The 2,715-nt window shown below is 66.3% G+C and carries 2 protein-coding genes and 1 pseudogene; 2 read left to right on the forward strand and 1 reads right to left on the reverse strand.

What is annotated here, in order from left to right:
• Positions 1–31: 31 nt before the first annotated feature.
• A complete protein-coding gene (locus AWC27_RS14720; protein WP_085671167.1) occupies positions 32–1,570 on the forward strand; it encodes an HNH endonuclease signature motif containing protein in 1,539 nt (512 codons plus the stop codon).
• 81 nt (positions 1,571–1,651) lie between these two features.
• Here the strand turns inward: AWC27_RS14720 and AWC27_RS14725 are convergent, their stop codons facing one another.
• On the reverse strand, positions 1,652–2,134 hold the full coding sequence (locus AWC27_RS14725) for a DUF6636 domain-containing protein (RefSeq protein WP_085671168.1): 483 nt from the start codon (positions 2,132–2,134) through the stop codon (positions 1,652–1,654).
• A gap of 201 nt (positions 2,135–2,335) precedes the next feature.
• Between AWC27_RS14725 and AWC27_RS14730 the strand changes: the two are divergent.
• A pseudogene (locus tag AWC27_RS14730) lies at positions 2,336–2,715 on the forward strand (hypothetical protein); the annotation flags it as partial.

Raw genomic sequence — 2,715 nt, forward strand, 5'->3', positions numbered from 1 at the left:
GTTGTCAGACCCTTGTGGCAGTATCGCACATATGTTCGATGAATCGTCGGGTGGGTCGTCGCCGGAGGTGCTGGCTCGTTTTGACGAGATGTTCGAGCGGTGTTATCCGTCGAAGACGGCGCGGTCGGCGGGGTTGATCGATCGGATCTGTGCGGGCGCGCGTGCGGAGAATCAGGCCGCGGCGGCGCAGTTGGTGGCCATTGGGGAGTTGTTCGGGTACCGGTTGTCGCGGTGTGACGAGACCGAGCTGTGGGCGGTGGACACCGAGGCGGCCTTGAGTGCGGAGCTGGCTGCGGCGTTGCGGATCAGCCCGGGGCTGGCGGCCAGCCAGGTGCGCTATGCCCGCGCGCTGCGCGAGCGCCTACCGCGTACCGGGGCGGTGTTTATCGCCGGGGAGATCAGCTATCTGGTGTTCCGCATGATCGTGTATCGCACCGATTTGATCACCGATCCCGCGGTGCTGGCCGCCGTGGACGCCCACCTGGCGGTGGGGGTGGCGCGCTGGCCTTCGATGAGCAAAGCCCGCCTGGCCGGCCAGGTCGACAAGATCGTGGCCGATGCCGATGCCGATGCGCTGCGGCGGCGCACCAAACAGCAGCACGAGCAGCGCGAGATCGTGATCCAGGACCGCCTCGAGGGCGGTATTTCAGAGATCCGCGGCCAGCTGGCCACCCCGGACGCCCGGGCGCTAGAACAGCGGTTGAACGCGCTGGCGGCCACGGTCTGTGAGCACGATCCGCGCAGCCACGCCCAGCGTCGCGCCGATGCGTTGGGCGCGGTCGCCGCGCATGCCCCCCGGTTGCGGTGTCGGTGTGCGCGCCCGGATTGTGCTGCCGGCAAGCGCCCGGCGGCCTCGCCGGTGGTGATTCATGTGATCGCCGAACAAGCCACCCTGGACGGCACCAGCACCGCACCGGCCTCGCTGCTGGGCGCTGACGGGTTGATCACCGCGGAATTGATCGCCGAGTTGGCCGCCTCGGCCAAACAGGTCCCGCTGATCCACCCCCGCGATGCCCCACCCGAGCCGCACTACACCCCCTCCCCAGCGCTGGCCGATTTCGTGCGCTGCCGAGACGTGACGTGCCGCTGGCCCGGCTGCGATCAACCCGCCACCAACTGCGACGTCGACCACACCATCCCCTATGCCCAAGGTGGGCCCACCCACGCCTCAAACCTCAAGTGCTACTGCCGTACTCATCACCTGGTCAAAACCTTCTGGGGCTGGACCGAACAGCAACTACCCGACGCCACCTTGATCCTGACCTCCCCGACCGGGCACACCTATGTCACCACCCCGGGCAGCGCCCTGCTGTTTCCCACCCTGTGTGTCCCTACCGCCGAAATCACCCTGCCCGACACCGACCCCACCCCCGGCTACTGCCCCGAACGCACCGCGATGATGCCCCAACGCCGCCGCACCCGCGCCCAAGACCGCGCCTCGCGCATCGCCACCGAACGCCGCCAAAACCACCAAGCCCGAACCACCACCCGCACCACCCGACACACAGACCCCGACAACTACTTCGGCCTACCCCCACCCAACCCCGACGACGAACCACCACCGTTCTAAACGGCGACCGGGCCGACGGCTCTCGCCCATATGCGTCGCAGGGCTTTCCGGACTTGGCTCCCGTCGCAGCGCCGCTGCGCATCAGCCCAGCTGGTAGGAATCGCGCGAGAGACGGAGGAAGTGACCGGTGCTGCTGTCGGTGCACGTCACCCCCGATGGCTCAACGTCGCAAGTGATCGTGCCGACGGACCGGGTTTGGCCATAGTCCAGCGTCGGTGGTGGGGGATCGACAATCACACCCCCCTGGCAGCCCAGGGATGGCCGGCTGCCTTGGTCGAGATCGTATTCACGCCCCGCCACAGGACAGTCCTCCAGCGGTGGCTGGGGATAGGTGTGATTCAAGACCTGGCATGCGACCGCACCTTTGCCGTATCGCGCCTGGTCGTTGATGTCGTGCCCTCGTGTCATGGAGCAGAGAATGTCTCCAGACGGGGAGCGAAAATCGATTTCGTCATCTGCATGTGCGATGCCCGCCAAGCCGATGGTTGCCCCGATAGTCGCCGTGGCAATCACCGCGAGCTTTCTGATCGTCATGGCCTGCTGGCGATACGCAATTGTGGTCATGCAAGTGTCCTCTCCGTATGGACAGCTCCGGGCTCTGGGTGTGCGGTGACAGGCGCGGGTCGTTAGCTGCGCCCGCCTGTGACGGCCGTTCGTGGAAAGAATCTGGCAGCCGCCTTGCCTAATCCTTGTGCGGTTCTTGCGACGGCCTCGCCAGCAGTGCGAACGGTCGGCATATCTCGGCTGAAATGTTCTTTAGCCAATCGCAACCATCACCTGGTCAAAACCTTCTGGGGCTGACGCGAACAACAACTACCCGACGCCACCTTGATCCTGACCTCCCCGACCGGGCACACCTATGTCACCACCCCGGGCAGCGCCCTGCTGTTTCCCACCCTGTGTGTCCCTACCGCCGAAATCACCCTGCCCGACACCGACCCCACCCCCGGCTACTGCCCCGAACGCACCGCGATGATGCCCCAACGCCGCCGCACCCGCGCCCAAGACCGCGCCTCCCGCATCGCCACCGAACGCCGCCAAAACCACCAAGCCCGAACCACCACCCGCACCACCCGACACACAGACCCCGACAACTACTTCGGCCTACCCCCACCCAACCCCGACGACGAACCACCACCCTTCTA

This window comes from Mycobacterium szulgai, from assembly GCF_002116635.1.
GTDB classification, from domain to species: domain Bacteria; phylum Actinomycetota; class Actinomycetes; order Mycobacteriales; family Mycobacteriaceae; genus Mycobacterium; species Mycobacterium szulgai.